The following is a 21,212-nucleotide window of genomic DNA, read 5'->3' as shown; positions in this document are numbered from 1 at the left end:
CAGGGCTCCCTCCGCGCCGAACCGTTTCGGAGTACGCCTCGATGTCTCGCGCCCGCCTCGCCGTGATGGCTTCCACCCTCGCCCTGCTCGCCGCCTGCGGTCAGGCGGATACGAAGTCCGACATGCCGCCCCTGCCGGCCTCGGCCACGGCCCCGGTGATCTACGAACGCGACATCCACTCCTGGGCCCAGCCCGCGATCGCCCGGGTCAAACACGTCGATCTGGACCTCGTCGCCGACTTCGCCGCAAGGACTCTCAGCGGCACGGCTGCGCTCGACGTGACCGGCGAGCCCGGCGCGACCCAGGTCGTCCTCGACGTCAGGAACCTGGAGATCCGCTCCGTCGCAGACGACAGGGGCAATCCGCTCCAGTTCGCCCTGGGCGCCGAGGATCCGATCAAGGGCCAGTCCCTGACCGTCACCACCCCCGCCTTCGAGGCCGGCAAGGTCCAGAAGATCGTGGTGACCTATTCCACCCGTCCGGACGCCGCGGCCCTGCAGTGGCTGACCCCGGCCCAGACCGCCGGCGGCCAGCAGCCCTTCCTGTTCAGCCAGGGCCAGGCCATCCTGACCCGCACCTGGGTCCCGACCCAGGACAGCCCCGGCATCCGCCAGACCTATTCGGCGAAGATCACGGTGCCGGAAGCCCTGACCGCCGTCATGTCGGCCGAGATGCTGACCCCCGATGGCGAACGCGCCGCCGACGGCCTGCATTCCTATCGCTTCCGCATGACCAATCCGGTCCCGCCCTATCTGATCGCACTGGCGGTCGGCGACCTCGACTTCGCCTCGGTCGGCGAAGGCGTCGGCGTCTGGACCGAGCCCGGCCGTCTGGAGGCCGCCCGCAACGAGTTCTCCGAGATGCGCCAGCTGGTCGACGCGGCCGAGGCCCTCTACGGCCCCTACCGCTGGGGCCGCTATGACCTGCTGATCCTGCCGCCGTCCTTCCCGTTCGGCGGGATGGAGAACCCGCGCCTGACCTTCGCCACCCCGACCATCGTCGCGGGCGACAGGTCGCTGGTCTCGCTCGTCGCCCACGAACTGGCGCACAGCTGGTCAGGCAACCTCGTCACCAACGCCACCTGGGCCGACATCTGGCTCAACGAGGGTACGACCACATATTTCGAGAACCGGATCATGGAGGCGGTCTACGGCCGCGACCGCGCCCTGATGCTTCAGGTCCTTGGCTGGAACGACCTGCAGTCGTCGCTCGCCGACATGCCGCCGCTCGACACCCGCCTGCACAGCGACCTTGAAAACCGCGACCCTGACGAGGGCCTGAACGACATCCCCTACGAAAAGGGCGCCGCCTTCCTGCGCACCATCGAGCGCATCGTCGGCCGCGAACGGTTCGACGCCTGGCTGAAGGGCTATTTCGAGCGCAACGCCTTCCGGCCGATGACGGCCGCGGGCTTCCTCGTCGATATCCGCGCCAACCTGGTGCGTGACGATTCCGCCCTCGAGCGTGAGCTGCAGCTCGACAACTGGGTCTACCAGCCCGGCTTGCCGTCGAACGCCCAGGCTCCGGTTTCCACCGCCCTGACAGCCGTCGATACGGCCGCCGACGCCTTCTTCGCCGACAGGGGCCCGGCCTCGGCCATCCCGTGGAGCGGCTGGTCGACCCAGGAGCGCCAGCATTTCCTCGCCTGGCGTCCGGACGGCGCCGCCGCAGCCCGCCCGTGGCTGACGCCTACCCAGCTCGCCGACCTCGAAACCACCCTGAACCTGCGCGCCGAGGGCAATGCCGAGGTCCTGTTCCAATGGCTCCAGATCGCCGTCGCCCACCGCTACCAGCCGGCCGTGCCGACGCTGGAGCGATTCCTGACCTCCCAGGGCCGCCGCAAATTCGTCCTGCCGCTCTACACGTCGCTGTGGGGCCAGGGCGACTGGGGCCGTCCGATCGCGACGCGCGTCTACGCCCAGGCGCGACCGGGGTATCACCCGGTGACCACCGGCTCGGTGGACGGGGTGGTGGGCGTTCCGTCTCCGGTCGCGGGCTAGAGGTTCACCACCTCGAACCCGTCCTCGGCGGCCAGTTGTTCCGCCAGAACCGCCCGGTGACACCCCGCGTGGTCCGCCTCGAAACACAGCATGGCCACCCGTTTCTCGCCGGCCAGCGCCTTCAGCTGCGCCAGCTGCAGCTGTGACGCCGGTTCGGCCAGATGATCGGCGAAGATCGCCCGCATCTCGCGGATGTAGCCCTTCTTCGCCGCATCACGCCCGGCCTTGGGCGTGCCCAGCGCTCGAAGATGCAGATAGTCGATTCCTTCGGCCTTCAGGCTTTCGCCCAGAATGGTCTTGGAGAACCCCGCCCGCCGCGACGCCGCCACTGCGCGCACATCGACCAGGGTCTCGACGCCGGCCGCTTTCAGCCGGGCGATCACCTCCGGCTGCGTCGCGCCCTCGTATCCGATGGTGAAGAGTTTCATGGGTGAGATATGGGCGCCCCTCTCCCCTTGCGGGAGAGGGAGCTCGCGTGCGGCTGCGCAGCCGTCGTCCTGGCGCAATCGGGTGAGCAACCATGTTCAGGCGGGTTTGGCTTTGGCCCATGGTTGGCCTCTGGCGAGGATGAGGTTTGCGGCCTCGACGAGCTTTCGCATGACGGCGACTATGACGAGCTTTGGAGGCTTTCCGGTGCCGGCCAGTCGCGTTGCGAAGGCCTTGAAGCCGGGGTCGAAACGTTTGGCTGCGAGGGCCGCGAGGTAGAGCATGCGACGCGGGCGTCGTCGGCCGCCGCCGATGGGGGTCTTGCCTTTGAACTGCCCGGACTGACGGTCGAAGGGGGCGACGCCGACGAGGGCGGCGGGCTGGCCGCGCTTCATGGCCCCGAGTTCGGGCATGCGGATCAGCAGGCTCATGGCCACGATCGGGCCGACACCGGGCAGGCTGGTCAGGAGGTCGAAGCGGGCCCTGAGGTCCGGCTGTGCCCTGATGCGGGCGAGGATGTCGGCGCAGAGCCGGGCCTTCAGCCTTTCCAGCGTCGCGATCTGGCGCTTGAGGGTCTGGGTCAGGTCCTTGAGCCGCACCTGCTCCAGAAAGGTCTTCAGCCCGGCGGCCTGATCGACGATCTGCTCGTAGGCGGTCAGGCGTTCGGCCAGTTCGGCCAGCCGCGGATCGGCGGCGGCCCGGACCGTATCGACCTGGGCCGTGGCGGCGGCGATCAGCCGGGCGTCGATAGCGTCGGTCTTGGCGCGCAGCCGTTTGAGGCGAGCGAACAACCGGACCTCGGCAGGCTGGTGGACGACCACTTCCAGCCCGGCCGCCGCGCAGGCCTGACGGACCTCGCGCTCGTATCCGCCGGTGGCTTCCATACCGACCCGCCCGACCTCCCGCACCTTCAGCCAGACGATCAGTTCGCCTATGCCCTTGCGATCGTTGGCAAACCGCGCGCCCGCCTCGCCGCCGTTCACCGCTGCATCGAGCCAGCGCTTGCCGACATCGACGCCGGCCACAGCTGTGATAGTCTTACTCTGTTCCATCGACCCCGCCTTGTGGATACGGACCCAAGCGTCCCTGCAACCATCCGGGTCAGTGAAACGTCGGCGGCGGCCCAGCTCACCCACAGCCCAAAAGGCTCAGGGGTCATCGGCCCCTCCGCCGACAGTCCGCCTGGCGCGCGAACGCCAGGCGGACGTCCCGGAAGACAGACCCAGAATACACATTCGCCAACACACAAGGGGTGATCCCCGGCGTGTAGTGGGTATCAGCGGACAGTTGCAACGCGCTGACGCATACCCGTCATCCGACTTCGCTTCGCTCAGCCACCTTCTCCCGCAAGGGGAGACGGCCTCGCAGGATCTAGTCCTCGTTCGCCTCGTCAGCGGCCTCGGCTACATCGGCCACGACGACGTCGGACGCCTGGTCGAGGGCGTACTGGGCGATCAGGCCATAGGTGACCATCTGTTCCGGGTCGTTCGCCGCCCAGGCGCCGTTCGTAACCATGCCTTGGGCGAGAACGGGGGCGGTGCGCAGCGCCTCCTGCACCTCGGGGTCGTTCAGCGCGTCGGCCACGAGGGCCTCGACGTCGATGTTGGCCAGGGCTTCCTGGGCGATCTGGCCGGCGTGGCGGCTGACCTCTGCGGTGAAGGCCGCGACTTCCGGCTGGTATTCGGTCCAGATGGCCGCGATCCGCGCCTCGCGCTGGGCCTCGGTCAGGCTTTCGTCGTCGGAGATCGCTTCGGCACGTTCGCCGAACGCCTCCATCCGCGCCTCGAAGGCCTCGGCGGCGGCTTCGATGGCCGCTTCCGACGCGGTCTGGGACTCGTCGGCGAGTGCGGCGGACAGCGGCAGGACGGCGAGGGCGGCGGCGAGCGACAGGGCGCGGATCATGGCGGGCGTTCCTTGAGTTCCCACCCAAGGTCCGCCTGACAGCTCGTCAGCTCAAGTGAAATCGCGGTAAGGCGGTCTCAGGGCGCGGGGGTCGCGGCTTGTGCCGCCTGTTCGGCCTGGGCCCGGATCAGGCGCGGAACGGAACGCAGTTGCGGCAGGGCCTGAGCCAGGCCTGCGAGAATGCCCGCCCGTTCGGTCTCGGGCGCAGCGGCCGCCTGCTGGTTCATAAAGGCCTCGAACGCCGTGGCGAAGGCGTCGGCGTCGGGCTGGTAGCGCGCCTCGATGGTGTCCAGCGCTGCGACCTGCCGGGCGGCGTCTCCGCCCGCGTCGGCGACGGCCGTCTGCATCTCCGTCAGCATGGCCTCCATCTTCTCCCCGAACGCCTCGGCGGTCGCCTCGAACTCCGCCTCGCCCGGCGCGGGAGCCTCGGCCGGCGTCACGGGAGCCGTCTGTGCGGTCACAGCAGGGGCGAGGGTCGACAGGGCGAAGACCAGGAGAATCAGCGACGGGGAAACGAGGGACATGCGGGCTCTCTGCGGTTCAATCCCCACTCGTCTCGCGAATACGGCGCCGGCTCAAGCCAAAACTGCGGTCAGGCGACCTACTTCGGGCTCGGCCGCGTCCGTGCGCCCTGGGCCTGCGCGTTCTCCTGATAGCGGGCGACGATGGCGGAGATGGCGCGTCGGGCCTGCTCCTGGTCGCCGCCGGCCTGAACGATGGCCTGCACGATCTCCTGGTTCATCAGGGCGCGGGTCTCGGGGTCGGTGACCGCCGGGGCGAGGGCGGGGATGTCCACCCACGCCGAGGCCGCGGGAATCACGGCCGGAATGGCGTTTTGCGCCAGCGAAGGCGCGGCGGCGGCGAGGACGGCGGCGACCGCCAGGAACACGAACTTGCGCATGGGACCCTCCCTGAAAGGCAGTCGGACGATGTCCCCGAACCCTTCAGAGCGCAAGACCGCGTTCTCTGAACCGATTGTCGCGGCGCCTTTCGTCAGCCCGGATTCAGCCCTTGCGGTCGCGTTTGGCCAGGACCCGCAGACGCAGGGCGTTCAGCTTGATGAAGCCCGCCGCGTCGTTGTGGTCATAGGCCTGGACGCCCTCTTCGAAGGTCACCAGGTCCTGATCGTACAGGCTGTTGGCGCTCTCTCGGCCGATGACGGCGACATTGCCCTTGTACAGCTTGACCCGCACCGTTCCGGAAACCTTCTGCTGCGACAGGTCGATCGCCGCCTGCAGCATCTCGCGCTCGGGCGAGAACCAGAAGCCGTTGTAGATCAGCTCCGCGTATTTCGGCATCAGCTGGTCCTTCAGGTGCATGGCGCCCCCGTCCAGGGTGATGCTCTCGATGCCGCGGTGGGCCGCGATCAGGATGGCGCCGCCGGGCGTCTCGTAGACGCCGCGCGACTTCATGCCGACATAGCGGTTCTCGACCAGGTCGAGGCGGCCGATGCCGTTGTCGTGGCCCAGTTCGTTGAGCTTGGTCAGGATCGTGGCCGGGCTCATCGCCACGCCGTCGATGGAGACAGCGTCGCCCTTCTCGAAGCCGACAGTGATGATGGTGGCCTTGTCGGGCGCGTCTTCCGGACTGATCGTGCGCTGGTGGACGAACTCGGGGGCCTCGACGGCCGGGTCTTCCAGCACCTTGCCCTCGGACGAGGAGTGCAGAAGGTTCGCATCGACGCTGAAGGGCGCCTCGCCGCGCTTGTCCTTGGCGATCGGGATCTGGTTCTTTTCGGCGAAGTCCAGCAGGGCCTCGCGGCTACGGTATTCCCACTCGCGCCAGGGAGCGATGACGCGGATGTCGGGCTCCAGGGCATAGTAGCCGAGCTCGAAGCGAACCTGGTCGTTGCCCTTGCCGGTCGCGCCGTGACAGACGGCGTCGGCGCCGACCATGCGGGCGATCTCGATCTGGCGCTTGGCGATCAGCGGACGGGCGATCGAGGTGCCCAGCAGATAGTCGCCCTCATACTGGGCGTTGGCGCGGAACATGGGGAAGACGAAATCGCGCACGAACTCCTCGCGCAGGTCGTCGATGAAGATGTTCTCGGGCTTGATGCCCATCTTCAGCGCCTTCTCCCGGGCGGGGGCGAGCTCTTCGCCCTGACCGAGATCGGCGGTGAAGGTCACGACCTCGGCGCCGTATTCCGTCTGCAGCCACTTGAGGATGATCGAGGTGTCGAGGCCGCCGGAATAGGCCAGGACGACCTTCTTGACGGGCTTGTCGGAGGCTTTGGCCATGACGGATCTTTCGCAGAACGGCGGGAGAGGATTTGCGCGCGCTTAAACGGCCTGAACGCCCGCGATGCAAGGGCGAGACTGTGGCGGGGACCGGTCTATCGCAAAGCGCCGTCCGGCATTATGTCCCTTCGCATGACCGACGCGCCTGCAACACCGCCCGAAAGCCCGCCCGAACGCGTCCTGAGCGAGCCGGCCAAACGCGCCCTTGCCGAGGCCGCAGCGCGTCGTGCGCAGGCCGACGCGCTGGAGCCGGCGACCGAGCACGGCGGACCGACCGGACCCGAGCCGACGCGATACGGCGACTGGGAGAAGAAGGGCATCGCGATCGATTTCTGAGCTGCGACCGAACCCGGGCGAACAGTGTTAACCTTTTCGTCCAGCCGGAGGGTTCCATGCGTCGCCTCGCCCCGATCGTTCTCCCCATTCTTGCTTTGACAGTCGTCGCCATCCCGGGCGCGGCCGCCGCCCAGACCTGGGGCCAGCCCGTCTACGCAGCCCAGCCCGCACCCTATGGTCAGCCCTATGGTGGGCCGGTCGCCTCGGGCTCCGGCGGCTATGGCCACAGCTATGGATACGGCTCCGGATACCGAGATCCGCGTGCGTATCGACCGCCGGTCCGGTACGGCCATGGCCATGACCGGGGCGGCCGCTACGGCTTCAGCAACCGCTCGGGCCAGTGGACCCGCTGGTCCAGTCCGCCGGGGCGCGGCTATCACGATGTCTATGGCTACAACGACGACCGCGCACCGCGCGGCGCCGACCATGGCCGATACCGGGATCGCGACTGTTCCTGCGGCGTCGAAGCCTGGCTGTACGACCGCTGAGCCGGAGCGCTGGAGCCAGCTTCACGCCAGAAAAGCGAGATTTAACCACGTCTTGAACGGATTGCTCCCTTCCGGGGAGCATCCGGAACCCTTCCTCGCGAGAAGGCCTACGGTGGCCTTGAACGTCGCGGAGCCCGCCCAGTGAAAACCCTTGTCTCGATCCTCACCGCCCTGCTTCTGCTCGGCGCCTCGCCGGCGCTGGCGAGCGAACGTGGCGGAGGCGGCGGCCAGCACGGCGGTGGAGGCTACGGCGGTGGAGGCCATGGCGGGGGCTGCGGCGGAGGCTGCGGCGGAGGCGGTCATCCCGGTGGGGGCGGCGGCCACTACGGCGGCAACATCAATGTGAACGTCAACGCCAATGCGAACGCCAACGCGTCTGCCGGGGCCTACGCAGGCGCAGGCGCCTATATCAACGCCCGCGGCTATGACGTGGGCGCGATCCGGGGCGGGGGCGGATACGGCGGCTTGGTCATCCACGGCAGCGGCGGCGTCGACATGGGCGGGTACGGCTACGGCGCCGGTTATGCGGTCGTCGTGCGCGGCCCCGGCTACGGCCCCAGCCGCCCGTTCGGCTATGTCGCCCAAGGCTTCGGCCGTCGCTATGTGACCACCGACCGCTGCTGCGGCCTGCGCCCCGCGCCCTGCTACGACAACTGCGGCGGCGCTTATCCGCCCGCGCCGCCTCCTCCGCCCCCGGCCTGCGACTGCCAGGGCGGCTACGGTCGCGGCGGCCATGGCGACAGCCACAACGGCGGATATGGGGGCGGCCACGGCTACCAGCAGAACTATTCGGGCGGCCGTGGCGGCGCGTCCTACAGCAGCTATGAGAGCTACAGCGAGAGCAGCAGCGGCGGGTATTCGAACAGCCATCAGGGCGGATATCAGGGCGGCGACCGCCATTCCGACCGTCGCGACGACGGCCCGCGCTATGCGCCGATCCCGTACCACGCCTCGCCGCTGGAGCCTGTCACCTATGAGCGGGGCGACTACGATCAGGACGGCTACGGCCAGGCCTATGCGCCGCCGCCGGTCCAGTACAGCCAGCCGGCCTACGCAGAGCCCGCCTACGTCGAGCCGCAGGTCTATCAACCGGCTCCGGTCTACATCCAGGCGCCGCAGGACTACTACGGCGACCTGCCTCCCGGTGACACCGGCGACGGCTACCCCTATCGCCAGGAGCCGGGCGAGCGCGGCTAGGGCCTAGCGGACCCCGTCCATCTCGGCGGCGATCTGCGCCGCAGCCATCACCGGGCTTTCCGCGGCGATGACCGGCCGCGCCACGACCAGATGAGTCGCCCCGGCCTGCAGGGCGGCGGCCGGCGTCGCCACCCGCTGCTGGTCGCCGAGGTCGCCGCCGGTCGGACGCACGCCCGGAGTGACGATCAGGAAGTCCGGACGGCCCGCCTCGATGGCGATCTCCTTCACACGCGCGGCCTCCAGCGGGCTCGACACCACCCCGTCGACGCCGCAATCCAGCGCCTGACGCACCCGCGCCTCGACGAGGTCGGCGGCCTTGGCCGAATAACCGATGTCCCTCAGGTCCTCGTCGGACAGGCTGGTCATGACGGTGACGGCCAGAATCTGCGTCGCATGGCTGCCCCGGCCCTCCACCGCCGCTCGCATGACCTGCGGCTCGGCATGGACGGTCAGGAGGTCGCAGCCGCCTTCGGCCACCGATCGTGCCGCGCCTTCGACCTGGGCGCCGATGTCGTGCAGCTTCCAGTCCTGAAAGACGGTCTTGCCCATGGCGCGCAGCTCATGGGCGAAGGCGACGCCGCCGGGACGGGCCAGAAGGGTCAGCCCGATCTTGTAGCTCTCGACCCCGTCGCCGATCCGCTGCACCAGGGCGCGGGCCGCCTCGATCGACGGCAAATCCAGCCCGACGATCAGGCGCGGGTCGGACAGGAGAGGCGAGGTCATCGACGGGCTCCGGACGACCGGCTAGACCGGGCGCAGGGATGCGTCGGGGGACCGGCGTTCAATGATACAGGCTGGGGACAAGGCAATGGACGCGCTCGATCTGGGGGTCAACCTGTTCGTGACCCTGTTCGCCCTGCTCGACCCCATCGGCAATATCCCGATCTTCGCGGCGGCCACGGCGGGCGCCACCCTGAGGCAGCGGATATCCGTCTCGGCCCTGATCTGCCTGTTCGCGGCGGTCTTCCTCTCCTTCTTCTTCTTCACCGGCCTGGGCCTGCTGCAGTTCTTCGGCATCTCGCTGGCGGCGTTCCGCATCGCCGGCGGGGTGCTGTTGCTGCTGCTGGGTCTGGACATGGCGCGCGAGGACTTCCTCGCCAGCTTCGCCGACAAGGATGCCGCCCTCGATCTGAAGGACGTGCGCGGCTATGCGCGCCGGCGGTTCCAGCGGCTGGTCGTGCCCTTCGCCATTCCCCTGATGATCGGCCCCGGCGCCATATCGGCCATCATCATCCAGGCCGGAGAGGCCGAGAAAATCGGCGCGGCGGGCACGGCCGCCTCCCTGATCGCCATCGCGGCGGCGGCGCTGGTCTCCTTCGTCAGCTTCGCCCTGACCGGTCCGATCAGCCGCATCCTCGGCGAGGTCGGCCTGGCCATCATCGTGCGGGTCCTTGGTCTGATCCTGTGCGCCCTGGCGATCCAGTTCATTCTCATGGGTCTGGGCGAGGCGCTGCCCGGCATGTTCGCGGGATCGGTGACGACCCCCTATCCGAGCGGCGGACACTGAGCCATGGCGCAGAACGTCGACGCGCTTGTTTCCACCCTGTCGGAACCGTCGCGCGGCGCGATGACGGTTCTTCGTCGGCTGGTCGCCGGCAGCCACCCGGATGTGACCGAACACGTCAAATGGAACGGGCCCAGCTTCGTGATCGACGGCGACGACCGGATCAGTCTGGGTGTGGCCAGGGGCGGGGCCGTTCGGGCCGTCCTGCATCGGGGAGCCAAGGTGAAATCGACGGAGGGGTTCGTCTTCGAGGACGAGACAGGTCTGGTGAAGTGGGCCGCCCTGGATCGTGGCGTCGTGACCTTCGCCGATGCCGCTGAGGTCGAAGCCGCCGCCGAACCCATCAAGGCCCTGTGCCGCCGCTGGTTTGACGCGACGCGCTAGGCCAGGTCCGGGTTTGCCAGCTTGGTCCCCGCCGGGATCGCCCGGACGGCGGTCTTGCCCACCACATTCCCCTGTCGCGCAGGCGAGATCCCGTCCCCCGGCCTCAGCGCGATCAGGTCCTCCGCCGTCACCGTCGCGCCCGCCGCGATTTCGCGAGCGGCGAACAGGCTGCGGCGCGCCACGGTCATGATCTCGCGCTCAGCCTCGACCGGGCGTTTGATCCCGTCGCCGAGCGAGGCCTCGACCGTGCGGATGCCGGCGATCAGCCGGGCGAGGCCGTCAGGGTCCATCGACATGGCGTGGTCGGGACCAGCCAGGTGGTTGTCGAGGGTGAAATGCTTTTCCACCACCGTCGCGCCGCGCGCCACGGCGGCCAGGGACACGGCGTCGCCCAGCGTGTGATCGGACCAGCCGACAGACCGTCCGAAAGCCTGCGCCAGCGTATCCATGGCGCGCAGGTTGGCGTCCTTCGCGGGCGCCGGATAGTTGGACACGCAGTGCAGGATGGTCAGGCCGGGATTTCCCTCGGCCTCGATCCAGCCGACCGTCTCGGCCACCTCGTCCAGTGTGCTCATGCCGGTCGACAGGATGACCGATCCGCCCGCCTCCGCCGCCAGCCGCGCAACCCCGCGCACGAAGGGTGCGTTGGTGATCTCGCCCGACGCCAGCTTGAACTTCGTCATCCCGATCCCGGCCAAAAAGGCGGCGCTGTCGAGGTCGAAGGGCGAGGACATGAACTCGATGCCGATCGCACGGCAGTGGTCAGCGATGCGCGCGAAATCGGCGTGGGGCAGCTCCAGCCGCCTCAGCATCTCGGTCTGGCTGGCCGCGCTGTCCCCCGCCTTCTGGTAGTCGGCCATCGGCGCCTCGGGGGCCGAGATTGCGTCTGCGCGGAAGGTCTGGAATTTGACCGCGTCGGCTCCGGCCCGGTGCGCGATATCGACCAGTTGGAGCGCCAGCCCCAGGTCGCCGTTGTGGTTCACCCCGGCCTCGGCGATGAAGAAGACGCTCATCGTGCGACCTCCCGCGCCGGATTGCCGACGACGGTCGCGCCGGGCGCCACGTCCTTGACCACCACCGCCCCCATACCGATCACCGCGCCGGCTCCGATGGACAGGCCCTGGCGGATCAGGGCGCCGGCTCCGATTTCGACCCCGTCGCCAATCCTGACTCCGCCGTTGACGCAGGCGCGTGGGCCGAGCGTGACAAAGTCCCCGACGAGACAGTCGTGGGCGATGCTGGAATGGGCATTGGCGATCAGGTGCCGGCCGACCGAGGCGTCGGCGTTGATCAGGGCGTAGGGCGCGATCAGGGCGCCGGGCGCCACGCGGGCGCTGTCCACGACCGTCGCCGTCCTGGCGATCAGGGTCAAAGCCCGGCATCGCGCCGACTCCAGCCGTTCGGCGATAGCCCGGCGCACGGCGGGCTGGCCCACGGCCACGGCGAACAGTCGCTCGGCGTCCATCGCCGCGAATTCATCCTCGGCCAGGACCAGATGGCCGCCGACAGCCGTTCCGGCCTGGCGATCGACGAAAACGACGCGATCGACATCGATACCGAGGTCAGGATGGGCGGCGATATGGGCGCGGACGAAGGGCATGGTCTCGCGACCGTGCCCGCCGGCGCCGATCAGTCCGAAAATCGCCTGGGATGACCTCGCCATGGCGGCAATCCTAGCGCCTGATTTGCCGCCTTTCTCAAGCGACGCTGCTCAAATCCGCTTCAGCCGCCTTGCGTGGCCGGCGACCATGTTCAGGGCCAGACCGTCGGGCAGCAGTTTCCCCATCGCGGCCAGCACATTGTTCATCACGCCCGGCGTGACCCTGGGCCGGTCGGCTTCGCAGGAGTCGTAAGCCACCTGCGCCACATGTTCGGCCGTCTGCCACATCCAGGCGGGATAGGCGGACGACACCTGTTCGCGCGATCCGTTGACGTCATGGAATTCGGTCAGGGTGTAGCCGGGGCAGAGGGCGGTGACATGCACACCGGTCCCGCGCGTCTCGAGCCACAGGCCCTGGGACGCCTTGATCAGGAAGGATTTGATCGGACCGTACAGGGTGTCACCGCCGGTCGCAGGCATCTGGCCGGCGAGGGAGGCGACATTGATGATCCGCCCGAAGCCGCGCTCGACCATGCCAGGCAGAAGCAGGCGCGACAGGGCGACAGGCGCCGACAGCATGACCTCGACCATCGCCCTGTGCTCATGGGGGGCGGTGGCGAGGAAGCCCGTGGTGCGCGAGAAGCCGGCGTTGTTGATCAGACCGTCGACGGTCAACCCGCGCGCCGCGATGACCTCGACCAGACGCGCCGAAGCGTCCGGGTCGGCCAGATCGGCGGGGATGACGGTCGCGGCGACGCCGTATCTGGCGATAATTTCAACGGCCAGCACCGTCAGGGCCGCCTCGCGCCGCGCGGTCAGGATCAGGTCCCAGCCTTTTTCGGCATAGACGCGGGCCAGCGCCGCCCCGATGCCGGCGGAGGCGCCGGTGATCAGGATCGTGCGCTTGCTCACCTAGGCGGCGACGGCGCCGGCGGCGCGGATCGCCTCGGTGCAGGCCGGGTGCGGCTCGATTCCGTCCAGCGCCGTGGAGCGTTCGGCCAGAAGGTCGGCGATGGTGATCTTGCTCAGCGATTCCGACGCGGCCTGGTCGGCCAGGGTCAGGACCTTGGCCACCTGACGGGGAATGTGTTCGCCGATGGGGCAGCCCTTGGCGCCCTGCGGCGGCGAGCCGAGGTGGGCGCAGCCGTTTACGGCCTTCAGCACCTCATCCAGACGGATGTCCTGCGGCTGGCGCAGCAGCCAGGATCCGCCCGAGGCGCCGGGACGGGTCGCGATCAGTCCGGCCTTGGACAGAAGGGCCGTAACACGGCGGATGACCACGGGATTGGTCGGCACCGACGCCGCCAGGATGGCGCTGGGGCAGGCGCGTGCGGCGTCATACGCGCCCTTGTGGGCCAGATAGGCCAGGGCGTGGGCGGCGACGGGAAAGCGTTGACTGTCTGACATTTTCGTCCGGTTCCAGTCCGTAAGGTAGGCACGGGGAGCGGGATTCACAAATACCGGTCGTCGGCCCGACGAACACGGTGTGAGGGAAACCAATTCCATGCGATTGAACCGGCCGCGGAATGAGCCTACACGCCCTCCGCTTTGATGGGCCCGCCGACCGCGGCGTCCGGAGGATATTCATGGCAGGGGACGCATCCCCCGGCGACGGCGCTCCCCCCGCCCCGCCTGCTCAGACCACCGCCGCCCCCAATGGCCCGACCGCGCCTCACGGCGTCGGCAAGGCGGGATTCTGGGCTCTCACCATCGGCGCCATTGGCGTCGTGTTCGGCGATATCGGCACCAGCCCCCTTTATGCCCTGCGCGAAGCCATCGGCCATGCCCAGCGCGGCATCGGCGGCGATCTGGCTGTGATCGGCGTCGTCTCCCTGGCCTTCTGGGCCCTGATGGTCGTGGTGACGTTCAAATACGTCCTCTTCCTGATGCGCGCGGACAACAAAGGCGAGGGCGGGACCCTGGCCCTGATGGCGCTCGCCACCCACGCGATCGGCCGGCGGTCGGCCTGGATCTTCATTCTCGGCGTCTGCGGCGCGGCCCTGTTCTATGGCGACGGCATCATCACGCCCGCCATCTCGGTGCTTTCGGCCATCGAGGGCGTCAAAGATGCCCCGGGCGTGGGCGCACGGCTGGACGCCTTCATCGTCCCGATCGCCGCCGCCATCCTGATCGGCCTGTTCCTGGTCCAGTCGCGCGGCACGGCCAGTCTGTCGAAATATTTCGGCCCGCTGACGGCCCTGTGGTTCCTGTCGCTGGGGGCGCTCGGCCTTTACCACATCTTCGACGACATCTCGATCCTGCGCGCCCTGTCACCGCACTACGGCGTCATGCTGCTGATCAACGACGGCTTCCTCGGTTTCATCATCCTGGGCAGCGTCTTCCTGGCCGTCACCGGGGCCGAGGCGCTGTATGCGGACATGGGCCATTTCGGCAAGGCGCCGATCCGGATGGGCTGGCTGTGTTTCGTCCTGCCCTGCCTGACCCTGAACTATCTGGGCCAGGGCGCCCTGATCCTGGCGGAGCCCGGCGCGGCGACGAACCCGTTCTGGTCGATGGTGCCCGAGTTCGCCTACTGGCCGATGCTGGCGCTCGCCACCATCGCCACGGTCATCGCCTCCCAGGCCGTCATCACCGGCGCCTTCTCCGTGACCCAGCAGGCCGTCCAGCTGGGCCTGCTGCCCCGCATCGACATCCGCTTCACCTCGGAAACCCAGGCCGGACAGATCTTCGTCCCGGCCGTGAACACCTTCCTGATGGTTGGCGTCCTGACCCTGCTGTTCGTGTTCCAGAGCTCGCACAACCTGACGGCCGCCTATGGCGTGGCCGTCACCGGGGTCATGCTGATCAACACCCTGATGGCCTATTCGGTCATCACCAAGAAGTGGAAATGGCCGCTGTGGGCGACACTCGGCGCCCTCATTCCGTTCGGCTTCATCGACAGCGTCTTCCTGACCTCCAATCTGCTGAAGATCCCCGACGGCGCCTGGCTGCCGCTGGTGCTCGGCGCGGTCCTGGTGCTGATCATGTGGACCTGGACGCGGGGGTCCCAGATCCTCTCGGCCAAGTCCAAGAAGGACAGCCTGCCGTTGACCGACCTGATCGAGATGCTGCGCGCCCGCCCGCCGCACCGGTCGCCCGGCACCGCCATCTTCCTGACCTCGGACCCCGACGTCGCCCCGGTCGCCCTGATGCACAATCTCAAGCACAACAAGGTGCTGCACGAGAAGAACGTCATCCTGACCGTGCGCACCACCGACCGGCCGCGGGTGAGTGACAGCGAGCGCGTCCTGATCGAGCCGATCAACGACGACTTCAAGAAGATCACCCTGAGCTACGGCTTCATGGAGAGCCCCGTCGTTCCCCGCGCCTTGAGCCAGTGCCGCAAACTGGGGGTGAAGTTCGACATCATGTCGACCAGCTTCTTCCTCGGCCGCCGCTCGGTCGTGCCGTCGGCGTCGCAGGGGATGCCCCTGTGGCAGGACAAGCTGTACATCTTCCTGATGCGCAACGCGGCCAACCCCACCGACTTCTTCCACATCCCGCCCGGACGCGTGGTTGAGCTCGGCACCCAGGTTTCGGTGTGAGCGGAGGGACGCCCAAGGGCAAGAACTCCGGCGCGCGCGGTCGCCGCATGGCCGACAAGGCCCGGGGGCCCCGCCGCGAGCCGATCGTCCGGACCGCCGAGCCGGACGGCGCCGCCGATATCGGGGTTGAGGCGCGGATCGCCGCGGGCATCCTCCTGAACGCGGCGCTCGAGCGCCGCAACGGCCTGGACGAGGCCATGGCCCTGTCCGAACTGAAATCCCTGCCCGGCCCGGACCGCGCCTTCGCCCGTGCCGTGGCGATGGCCGCCCTGCGCCGTCTGGGCGAGATCGACGCCATCCTGAACCGCCGCCTGCAGAAGTCGCCGCCGGAGGCTGTCCGCACCATCCTGCGCGTGTCCCTGGCCCAGACCCTGGTGCTGGAAACGCCCGCCTTCGCCGCCGTCTCCACGGCCGTGAAACTGGCCGAGCGCGACGCCAAGACCCGGCCCTACAAGGCTCTGGTCAACGCCGTCCTGCGCGGGATCGAGCGCGAGGGGCCGGGCCTGACCACGGCCGAGTCCAACCTGCCCGACTGGATCGCGGCGCGCTGGAAACAGACCTATGGCGAGGCGACGTTGGCCGCCATCGCCCTGGCCGCCCGCGACGAGCCGCCGACCGATCTCAGCCTCAAGCCCGGCGAGGACGCCCAGGCCCTGGCCGACGCCATCGAGGGAACCGTCCTGCCTGGAGGGACCGTCCGTACGGGCGTGCGCGGCGACGTCGGCGCCTGGCCCGGCTACGAAACCGGAGGCTGGTGGGTCCAGGATGCGGCTGCGGCCATCCCTGCGCGCCTGCTGGCCCCAAGGGCCGGCGAGACGGCGCTCGACATGTGCGCCGCGCCCGGCGGCAAGACGTTGCAACTGGCCGCATCGGGCGCGACCGTCGTCGCCCTGGATCGTTCGGAGCCGCGCCTGCGTCGCCTGCGCCAGAATCTGGAACGGACAGGCCTGTCCGCCGAGATCGTCGTCACACCGGGCGAAGACTGGGACGATCCGCGCACCTTCGACGCCGTCCTGCTGGATGCGCCCTGCACCGCCACCGGCACCCTGCGTCGCAACCCCGAAGTCCTGCGCGCCACCAAGCCCGCGGAGGTGGCCAAGCTGGCCGACGTCCAGCACCGGCTGCTCGATGCGGCCGCCGAACGCGTCGCTCCGGGCGGACGTCTGGTCTATTGCGTGTGTTCGCTGGAACGGGAAGAGGGCGAGACCCAGGTCATCGCCTTCCTGCGCCGCAACACGGCCTTCAGGACCGCGGCCGCCGATCCTGCGGCCGTCGGCGCCCCGGCCGAGGCCCTGACGCCCGAGGGCTGGCTGCGCATCCTGCCCTCCATGTGGGCCGAAAGCGGCAGTCTCGACGGCTTCTTCATCGCCCGGCTGGAACGCGTCCCGACCTGACCGGCCGAGGCGGGATCGCGTCGCGATCGCGCCTCGGCCGGTCATCCCTGTGAGGACCTACTCGCCGTCAGCGGGGGTCTCGGCCTTCTTGCGGGGCGCACGGCGCTTGGGGGCCGGAGCCTCGCCGTCATCGGCGGCAGGCCCCTGTGCAGCGGGGGCGGCCGAACGGGTCAGGAAGCCGGGCAGGGCCTGGGCCGTATCGACCGTCGCCTCGGCGCGCGGCGTGCGGGTGCGGCGCGCGGGTCGTTCGTCCTTGGCAGGCGCGGCTTCGACCGGCGTCGGCTCGCTCGGCGGGGTGTAGGTCACCGGCGCGGTCGAGGCGATGAAGTCGCCGCCCTCCCTCACGTTTTCAGAGCGGGGATTGTCAGAGCGACCACCCTCGTAGCGACCGCCTTCGGACCGACCGCCTTCGGCCTCCTCGTAGGTGCGGGTGTCGGGCGTGCCGCCTTCGGCTTCGTAGCGACGGTTGCGTTCCTCGCGGCGACGTTCCCAGCGTTCGCGGCGGGTCTCGCGACGACCGCCCTCGCCCTGGCCTTCGCCGTCGGCGCGCGGCTGGCCGTCCTGGCCATCGCGGGGCTGATTGTCGCGATTCTGGTTGTCGCGAGGAGGACGCGGGGTCCATTCACGGTCGCGGTTCTGCCCCTCGCGGTTCTGCCCCTCGCGGTTCTGATTGTCTTCACGCGGCGGACGAGGGGTCCACTCGCGTTGTTCGCGCGGCTGCTGGGCGCCCTGGGCGGCCTCGGCGTCGCGGGCGTCGCTCTGCTGCTGGATGCGGTCGGCGGCCTGCTGCGCGGCGAGGAAGGCGGCGGCCTGGGCCCCCGTTTCGTCCTCGAAATCGATGTCATAGCCCTGGTTCGACAGTTCGCGCGCGGCGATCTCGGAGACCGGGCGTTGCGGCTGCAGGGCGCGCAGGACGCGGAAATAGTGTTCGGCGTGTTGGAGATAGTTCTCGGCCAGCACCCGGTCGCCTGACGAACCGGCGTCGCGCGCCAGCTGTTGATAGCGCTCATAGACGGTCTGGGCGTTGCCGCGGACCTTGATGTTCTCGGGGCCTTGCGAGTCCCACGAACGGTTGGGGTTCGCCGCATTCGCGTTCCCGCCACCGCCACCGGGTTTCCGGTTGCGGCCGCGCTGACGCTTCATGCCCTTGAAATCTCGCATCGAGGCTTACCGTGCTGGTTTGGCGTGTCCCTGCGCGACGATGGCGAGGGTGTCAGGCCGGTTGTCTGTGGTTCCGGTTCGCTTGGGGGCCAATCCCCGGCGGCGATATTATCGGAAGGACCTTTGTCGCCCGTCGTGGTCCGCAGGCGATGAACACCGCCGACCTTCACGCACGTCCCGGCCGAGCGTCGCTGGACCTGATGTGGTTCAGCAAGATGCGGAAGGGAGGGAGACAACCAAGGACTTAGCGCGCACCGGGAAGGTTTCCAAGGGGTTTGTTCGGATCAGCCCCGGACTAGGACTGACGGATCGGCGTCGTGCGCGGATCGGGGCCGTTGGTCACCACCCGGTGCCGGTCGCCCAGGTCCTTGACCACCTTCACGTCGGTCAGGCCGGCGGTCTCGAACAGGGCCTTGACCGCATCGCCCTGGTCCCAGCCGATCTCGACGGCGAAGAAGCCGCCGGGCTTCATAATGCGGGCGATCTCGGGCGCCAGGTCGCGATAGGCCTGCAGCCCGTCCGGCCCGCCGTCCAGCGCCAGGATCGGATCATGCTCGCGCACCTCCGGGTCCAGACCCGGAATATCGTCCGACGGGATGTAGGGCGGGTTGGAGACCACAAGGTCGAAGCTGTGGTCGCCGAACCCGGCCGCCCATTCGGTCCTCAGGAAGGTCGCGCGGCCGTCGAGGCCGAGGTTGGCCGCATTCTCCTTGGCCACAGCCAGGGCTTCGGACGAGATGTCAGTGCCGACCCCGTGGGCGCCCGGCCGGTCGCCCAGCACGGCCAGCAGGATGGCGCCCGATCCGGTGCCGAGATCGATCACGCTGAACGCCTGGGCCGGCTCGAAGGCCAGCATGGCGATGTCGAGGATGGTCTCTGTGTCCGGGCGCGGGCTGAGCACGTCTGGCGTGACGTTGAGCATGATCTTCCAGAAGCCCTTGCGGCCCAGGATCCGCGACACCGGCTCGCGGCGCAGGCGGCGCTCGACATAGCCGGCCAGGATCGCCGACTGATCCGGCGTCAGAAGCCGGTGCGGGTCCGTCAGTATCTCCAGCCGGCTGGCTCCCGTTGCCGCCTCGAGCAACAGGCGGGCGTCGATGGCCGGACTGTCGATGCGGGCGGCCTTCAGCTCGCCTTGCGCACCCTTCCAGGCGGCGACGAGGGTGGTAGGTTCGGTCATTCCGGGTCAGTGCCCCACGCGCGGTTTTCAGGCAAGGAGGTCTCGGGCCGGAACGTCATCGGCGCATGGACCGTTCACCCGCCGATGAAATTTCCCTCGCCTGTCGGACCGCCCCCTCGTCGGACCCGGATTTCCGGGCCCTGGGCCTTCGTCGGCGCCATTGTCGGAGGCCTAGCCGCCGGGGCCGGGGCGGCGCATCTGCTCTATACCCAGGGCCACAAATACGGGGTCGAACTGAGGCCTCGTCGACCCGAGCCGACGCCGCCGAAACCGCCCACACCCGAGGATTATGACGCGCGCGAGCCCGGCCGGGGCCGGATGGCCGAAAAGCCGCACCACATCCCTCACAAGGGCTGGATCGACATCGCCTGGCGGGTCGCCGGGTCCTATTTCGGCGATCGGGTCGGCTTCGTCTCCGGCGGAGTGACCTTCTTCATCCTGCTGTCCCTGTTCCCCGCGCTGGCGGCCTTTGTGACCATCTACGGCCTGTTCGCCGACCCGAACGACGCGTCGGGACGGATCGCCTTCCTCTATTCGGTGCTGCCCTCGAACGTGGCCCAGTTCATCAATGCGGAGCTGACACGGCTGGCGGCGGGCTCGACCGGCCAGATGACCTTCACCCTCGTCTGGACCCTGGCCCTGTCGCTGTGGACGGCCAACAACGGCATCAAGACCCTGTTCTACGGCCTGAACGTCGCCTACCACGAGGTCGAGCGGCGCAATATTCTCCAGTACAACCTGCTGGGCTTCGCCTTCACCCTGACGGGGCTTGCATCCGTGCTGATGACCGCTGCCCTGGTGGTTGGTGTGCCGCTTGCGCTGGGCGTCCTGGGATTGGCCGACGAGTGGGAGAGGCTGGCTCCCCTCCGCTGGCCCCTTCTGTTCATCGGCTATGTCGGGGCGCTGACCGTCATCTACCGGTTCGGCCCGTGCCGGCAGCGCGCGCGGTGGCGCTGGCTGACGCCCGGGGCCCTGTTCGCGGCGACCCTCAGCGTCATCGTGTCCTTCATCTTCAGCTGGTACCTGACCAACTTCGTGCGGCTGGACTCCTACGGCCCGCTGGCGACCGCCATGGGTTTCCTCCTGTGGACCTGGATCTCGGTGCAGGTGATCCTGATGGGCGCCGAGGTGAACGCCGAGATCGAGCACCAGACCGCCGTCGACACCACCACGGGCCCGGCTGCGGCCATCGGCGAGCGGGGTGCGGTCATGGCCGACAGCATCGGCCCGCGTCGCGGCAACCCGGCCGCCCTGACCTTCACCCTGAAGCACGCCGAGGCCCTGGCGGACCGTTTGTCGCGCCGGCGAAATCGTCCCCGGGTCTGAGCGGAGTCGCAAAACCCGGTCGGGACGCCTATCTTTCTGTCCATGAGTAACAACTTTCGTCCCACGACCCTCGAACGCGCGTACGAACTCGCCCGCAGCGGAGAGTGCCGCACCGTCGGCGACATCAAGACCCGGCTGCAGCAGGAAGGCCACGAACGCGTCCAGGATCGCCTCTACGGGGGCTCGCTGACGTCTGCCCTGCGCAAGCTCTGCGTCGCCCATTACGTCGCGCCCGAAGGTGAAGACGTGCCCGCCCCCGCCGATTCCGAGCATGAGGACGAAGACGAGGATGGGTCGGTTCCGGCCTAAAACCGGATCGATTCAAGACTCAGGTTGTGCACAGGGCGTTTCGGGCCTACATAGGGGCTGTCGATCTCTCTGCGTAACGCCCTCTCTCTTTGCGAACGCACCGAGTTTCTGGCCGATCCCATTCAGACCCGACAGGCTTCAGGCGCTCTTGCCTGATGCAAACTGCTAACGGAGGTCCTTAAAATGGCTACCGGCACTGTCAAATGGTACAACTCCACTA

23 protein-coding genes are annotated in these 21,212 nt (G+C 68.7%); 10 read left to right on the top strand and 13 right to left on the bottom strand.

What is annotated here, in order from left to right:
* Positions 1–41 precede the first annotated feature (41 nt).
* Complete coding sequence (locus RMO01_RS13645) at positions 42–2,000, top strand: M1 family metallopeptidase (RefSeq protein WP_309629605.1); 1,959 nt, start codon at positions 42–44, stop codon at positions 1,998–2,000.
* Here RMO01_RS13645 and RMO01_RS13640 read toward each other — a convergent pair.
* From RMO01_RS13640 to RMO01_RS13615, 6 genes are all read right to left on the bottom strand, one after another.
* The gene (locus tag RMO01_RS13640; RefSeq protein WP_309629604.1) at positions 1,997–2,428 is read right to left on the bottom strand and encodes a DUF488 domain-containing protein; all 432 of its coding nucleotides are present in this window, start codon (positions 2,426–2,428) and stop codon (positions 1,997–1,999) included. The two genes, RMO01_RS13645 and RMO01_RS13640, sit on opposite strands and share 4 nt — an antisense overlap.
* A gap of 96 nt (positions 2,429–2,524) precedes the next feature.
* Positions 2,525–3,478 carry an IS110 family transposase gene (locus RMO01_RS13635; RefSeq protein WP_309629603.1) on the bottom strand — a complete coding sequence of 318 codons (954 nt, stop codon included), beginning with the start codon at positions 3,476–3,478 and terminating at the stop codon, positions 2,525–2,527.
* Positions 3,479–3,797: 319 nt separating this feature from the next.
* Positions 3,798–4,328 carry a hypothetical protein gene (locus RMO01_RS13630; protein ID WP_309629602.1) on the bottom strand — a complete coding sequence of 177 codons (531 nt, stop codon included), beginning with the start codon at positions 4,326–4,328 and terminating at the stop codon, positions 3,798–3,800.
* A 77-nt stretch (positions 4,329–4,405) separates the two neighbouring features.
* Positions 4,406–4,852 (bottom strand): hypothetical protein, encoded by a 447-nt coding sequence (locus RMO01_RS13625; RefSeq protein WP_309629601.1) that lies wholly within the window; start codon positions 4,850–4,852, stop codon positions 4,406–4,408.
* 77 nt (positions 4,853–4,929) lie between these two features.
* Positions 4,930–5,229 (bottom strand): hypothetical protein, encoded by a 300-nt coding sequence (locus tag RMO01_RS13620; RefSeq protein ID WP_309629600.1) that lies wholly within the window; start codon positions 5,227–5,229, stop codon positions 4,930–4,932.
* Positions 5,230–5,332: 103 nt separating this feature from the next.
* Positions 5,333–6,568: an argininosuccinate synthase gene (locus tag RMO01_RS13615; protein ID WP_309629599.1), complete on the bottom strand. Its 1,236-nt coding sequence runs from the start codon at positions 6,566–6,568 to the stop codon at positions 5,333–5,335.
* A gap of 132 nt (positions 6,569–6,700) precedes the next feature.
* Here RMO01_RS13615 and RMO01_RS13610 point away from each other — a divergent pair, with 132 nt between their 5' ends.
* The 3 genes from RMO01_RS13610 (at position 6,701) to RMO01_RS13600 (ending at position 8,589) form a co-directional block, all read left to right on the top strand.
* The gene (locus RMO01_RS13610; RefSeq protein WP_309629598.1) at positions 6,701–6,904 is read left to right on the top strand and encodes a DUF1674 domain-containing protein; all 204 of its coding nucleotides are present in this window, start codon (positions 6,701–6,703) and stop codon (positions 6,902–6,904) included.
* Between the two features lie 56 nt (positions 6,905–6,960).
* Complete coding sequence (locus RMO01_RS13605; RefSeq protein ID WP_309629597.1) at positions 6,961–7,392, top strand: hypothetical protein; 432 nt, start codon at positions 6,961–6,963, stop codon at positions 7,390–7,392.
* Positions 7,393–7,533: 141 nt separating this feature from the next.
* Positions 7,534–8,589: a hypothetical protein gene (locus RMO01_RS13600; RefSeq protein WP_309629596.1), complete on the top strand. Its 1,056-nt coding sequence runs from the start codon at positions 7,534–7,536 to the stop codon at positions 8,587–8,589.
* A 3-nt stretch (positions 8,590–8,592) separates the two neighbouring features.
* Here the strand turns inward: RMO01_RS13600 and pyrF are convergent, their stop codons facing one another.
* Positions 8,593–9,312, bottom strand: a complete 720-nt coding sequence (pyrF, locus tag RMO01_RS13595) for an orotidine-5'-phosphate decarboxylase (RefSeq protein ID WP_309629595.1) — start codon at positions 9,310–9,312, stop codon at positions 8,593–8,595.
* A gap of 85 nt (positions 9,313–9,397) precedes the next feature.
* Here pyrF and RMO01_RS13590 point away from each other — a divergent pair, with 85 nt between their 5' ends.
* Positions 9,398–10,096 carry a MarC family protein gene (locus RMO01_RS13590; protein ID WP_309629594.1) on the top strand — a complete coding sequence of 233 codons (699 nt, stop codon included), beginning with the start codon at positions 9,398–9,400 and terminating at the stop codon, positions 10,094–10,096.
* A gap of 3 nt (positions 10,097–10,099) precedes the next feature.
* Positions 10,100–10,477, top strand: a complete 378-nt coding sequence (locus RMO01_RS13585) for a DUF1801 domain-containing protein (protein WP_309629593.1) — start codon at positions 10,100–10,102, stop codon at positions 10,475–10,477.
* Here the strand turns inward: RMO01_RS13585 and neuB are convergent.
* From neuB to RMO01_RS13565, 4 genes are read right to left on the bottom strand one after another with little or no spacing between them, the layout of a single operon-like run.
* The gene (neuB, locus tag RMO01_RS13580) at positions 10,474–11,490 is read right to left on the bottom strand and encodes an N-acetylneuraminate synthase (RefSeq protein ID WP_309629592.1); all 1,017 of its coding nucleotides are present in this window, start codon (positions 11,488–11,490) and stop codon (positions 10,474–10,476) included. The two genes, RMO01_RS13585 and neuB, sit on opposite strands and share 4 nt — an antisense overlap.
* Complete coding sequence (locus tag RMO01_RS13575) at positions 11,487–12,140, bottom strand: acetyltransferase (RefSeq protein ID WP_309629591.1); 654 nt, start codon at positions 12,138–12,140, stop codon at positions 11,487–11,489. Before RMO01_RS13575 ends, neuB begins: the two co-directional genes overlap by 4 nt.
* 48 nt (positions 12,141–12,188) lie before the next feature.
* The gene (locus RMO01_RS13570; RefSeq protein ID WP_309629590.1) at positions 12,189–12,989 is read right to left on the bottom strand and encodes an SDR family oxidoreductase; all 801 of its coding nucleotides are present in this window, start codon (positions 12,987–12,989) and stop codon (positions 12,189–12,191) included.
* Positions 12,990–13,484, bottom strand: a complete 495-nt coding sequence (locus RMO01_RS13565) for an Rrf2 family transcriptional regulator (RefSeq protein ID WP_309629589.1) — start codon at positions 13,482–13,484, stop codon at positions 12,990–12,992.
* A gap of 179 nt (positions 13,485–13,663) precedes the next feature.
* Between RMO01_RS13565 and RMO01_RS13560 the strand changes: the two genes are divergently transcribed.
* Together RMO01_RS13560 and RMO01_RS13555 are read left to right on the top strand one after the other, a co-directional pair.
* Positions 13,664–15,622 carry a potassium transporter Kup gene (locus RMO01_RS13560; protein ID WP_309629588.1) on the top strand — a complete coding sequence of 653 codons (1,959 nt, stop codon included), beginning with the start codon at positions 13,664–13,666 and terminating at the stop codon, positions 15,620–15,622.
* Positions 15,619–17,016 carry an RsmB/NOP family class I SAM-dependent RNA methyltransferase gene (locus RMO01_RS13555; RefSeq protein WP_309629587.1) on the top strand — a complete coding sequence of 466 codons (1,398 nt, stop codon included), beginning with the start codon at positions 15,619–15,621 and terminating at the stop codon, positions 17,014–17,016. Before RMO01_RS13560 ends, RMO01_RS13555 begins: the two co-directional genes overlap by 4 nt.
* Before the next feature lie 57 nt (positions 17,017–17,073).
* On the opposite strand, the gene RMO01_RS13550 is transcribed toward RMO01_RS13555, so the two are convergent.
* Complete coding sequence (locus tag RMO01_RS13550) at positions 17,074–18,177, bottom strand: DUF4167 domain-containing protein (RefSeq protein ID WP_309629586.1); 1,104 nt, start codon at positions 18,175–18,177, stop codon at positions 17,074–17,076.
* Between the two features lie 295 nt (positions 18,178–18,472).
* Entirely contained in the window at positions 18,473–19,357 is an 885-nt protein-coding gene (gene prmC, locus RMO01_RS13545; RefSeq protein ID WP_309629585.1) for a peptide chain release factor N(5)-glutamine methyltransferase, read from the bottom strand.
* Between the two features lie 84 nt (positions 19,358–19,441).
* Between prmC and RMO01_RS13540 the strand changes: the two genes are divergently transcribed.
* Entirely contained in the window at positions 19,442–20,683 is a 1,242-nt protein-coding gene (locus RMO01_RS13540; protein WP_309629584.1) for a YihY/virulence factor BrkB family protein, read from the top strand.
* Between the two features lie 42 nt (positions 20,684–20,725).
* Positions 20,726–20,992 carry a hypothetical protein gene (locus RMO01_RS13535; protein ID WP_309629583.1) on the top strand — a complete coding sequence of 89 codons (267 nt, stop codon included), beginning with the start codon at positions 20,726–20,728 and terminating at the stop codon, positions 20,990–20,992.
* The last annotated feature ends 220 nt before the right edge of the window (positions 20,993–21,212 follow it).

This window comes from Brevundimonas sp., from assembly GCF_031412435.1.
GTDB lineage: Bacteria > Pseudomonadota > Alphaproteobacteria > Caulobacterales > Caulobacteraceae > Brevundimonas.
The sequence above is the reverse complement of the archived record's forward strand: the minus strand, read 5'-3'. Positions and strand labels throughout refer to the sequence as shown.

What these genes read in the sequence shown, in the direction of transcription:
- RMO01_RS13645 (WP_309629605.1), top strand. Translation starts at nt 42, where the DNA reads ATGTCTCGCGCCCGCCTCGCCGTGATGGCTTCCACCCTCGCCCTGCTC.
- RMO01_RS13640 (WP_309629604.1), bottom strand. Translation starts at nt 2,428, where the DNA reads ATGAAACTCTTCACCATCGGATACGAGGGCGCGACGCAGCCGGAGGTG.
- RMO01_RS13635 (WP_309629603.1), bottom strand. Translation starts at nt 3,478, where the DNA reads ATGGAACAGAGTAAGACTATCACAGCTGTGGCCGGCGTCGATGTCGGC.
- RMO01_RS13630 (WP_309629602.1), bottom strand. Translation starts at nt 4,328, where the DNA reads ATGATCCGCGCCCTGTCGCTCGCCGCCGCCCTCGCCGTCCTGCCGCTG.
- RMO01_RS13625 (WP_309629601.1), bottom strand. Translation starts at nt 4,852, where the DNA reads ATGTCCCTCGTTTCCCCGTCGCTGATTCTCCTGGTCTTCGCCCTGTCG.
- RMO01_RS13620 (WP_309629600.1), bottom strand. Translation starts at nt 5,229, where the DNA reads ATGCGCAAGTTCGTGTTCCTGGCGGTCGCCGCCGTCCTCGCCGCCGCC.
- RMO01_RS13615 (WP_309629599.1), bottom strand. Translation starts at nt 6,568, where the DNA reads ATGGCCAAAGCCTCCGACAAGCCCGTCAAGAAGGTCGTCCTGGCCTAT.
- RMO01_RS13610 (WP_309629598.1), top strand. Translation starts at nt 6,701, where the DNA reads ATGACCGACGCGCCTGCAACACCGCCCGAAAGCCCGCCCGAACGCGTC.
- RMO01_RS13605 (WP_309629597.1), top strand. Translation starts at nt 6,961, where the DNA reads ATGCGTCGCCTCGCCCCGATCGTTCTCCCCATTCTTGCTTTGACAGTC.
- pyrF (WP_309629595.1), bottom strand. Translation starts at nt 9,312, where the DNA reads ATGACCTCGCCTCTCCTGTCCGACCCGCGCCTGATCGTCGGGCTGGAT.
- RMO01_RS13590 (WP_309629594.1), top strand. Translation starts at nt 9,398, where the DNA reads ATGGACGCGCTCGATCTGGGGGTCAACCTGTTCGTGACCCTGTTCGCC.
- RMO01_RS13585 (WP_309629593.1), top strand. Translation starts at nt 10,100, where the DNA reads ATGGCGCAGAACGTCGACGCGCTTGTTTCCACCCTGTCGGAACCGTCG.
- neuB (WP_309629592.1), bottom strand. Translation starts at nt 11,490, where the DNA reads ATGAGCGTCTTCTTCATCGCCGAGGCCGGGGTGAACCACAACGGCGAC.
- RMO01_RS13575 (WP_309629591.1), bottom strand. Translation starts at nt 12,140, where the DNA reads ATGGCGAGGTCATCCCAGGCGATTTTCGGACTGATCGGCGCCGGCGGG.
- RMO01_RS13565 (WP_309629589.1), bottom strand. Translation starts at nt 13,484, where the DNA reads ATGTCAGACAGTCAACGCTTTCCCGTCGCCGCCCACGCCCTGGCCTAT.
- RMO01_RS13560 (WP_309629588.1), top strand. Translation starts at nt 13,664, where the DNA reads ATGGCAGGGGACGCATCCCCCGGCGACGGCGCTCCCCCCGCCCCGCCT.
- RMO01_RS13550 (WP_309629586.1), bottom strand. Translation starts at nt 18,177, where the DNA reads ATGCGAGATTTCAAGGGCATGAAGCGTCAGCGCGGCCGCAACCGGAAA.
- prmC (WP_309629585.1), bottom strand. Translation starts at nt 19,357, where the DNA reads ATGACCGAACCTACCACCCTCGTCGCCGCCTGGAAGGGTGCGCAAGGC.
- RMO01_RS13540 (WP_309629584.1), top strand. Translation starts at nt 19,442, where the DNA reads ATGAAATTTCCCTCGCCTGTCGGACCGCCCCCTCGTCGGACCCGGATT.
- RMO01_RS13535 (WP_309629583.1), top strand. Translation starts at nt 20,726, where the DNA reads ATGAGTAACAACTTTCGTCCCACGACCCTCGAACGCGCGTACGAACTC.